At 51.3% G+C, this 495-nt stretch carries 1 rRNA gene; it reads right to left on the minus strand.

Annotation, left to right across the window (positions count from 1 at the left end):
* Positions 1 to 389 (minus strand): 16S ribosomal RNA (locus tag GO007_RS21690); the annotation flags it as partial.
* Positions 390 to 495 lie beyond the last annotated feature (106 nt).

A 495-nucleotide genomic window follows, 5' to 3' on the forward strand; every position in this document is an offset into this window, starting at 1 on the left:
CATCAGGCTTGCGCCCATTGTGCAATATTCCCCACTGCTGCCTCCCGTAGGAGTCTGGACCGTGTCTCAGTTCCAGTGTGGCTGGTCATCCTCTCAGACCAGCTAGGGATCGTCGCCTAGGTGAGCCGTTACCTCACCTACAAGCTAATCCCATCTGGGCACATCTGATGGCATGAGGCCCGAAGGTCCCCCACTTTGGTCTTGCGACGTTATGCGGTATTAGCTACCGTTTCCAGTAGTTATCCCCCTCCATCAGGCAGTTTCCCAGACATTACTCACCCGTCCGCCGCTCGTCACCCGAGAGCAAGCTCTCTGTGCTACCGCTCGACTTGCATGTGTTAGGCCTGCCGCCAGCGTTCAATCTGAGCCATGATCAAACTCTTCAATTTAAGTTTGATGCTCATGAATTAAACTTCGTAATGAATTACGTATGTTCACTCACTGAGACTTGGTATTCATTTTTCGTCCGAGGACGTTAAGAATCCATGTCACTTT

The sequence above is a fragment of the Klebsiella sp. 10-1 genome (assembly GCF_009758445.1).
Lineage (GTDB): Bacteria > Pseudomonadota > Gammaproteobacteria > Enterobacterales > Enterobacteriaceae > Klebsiella > Klebsiella scottii.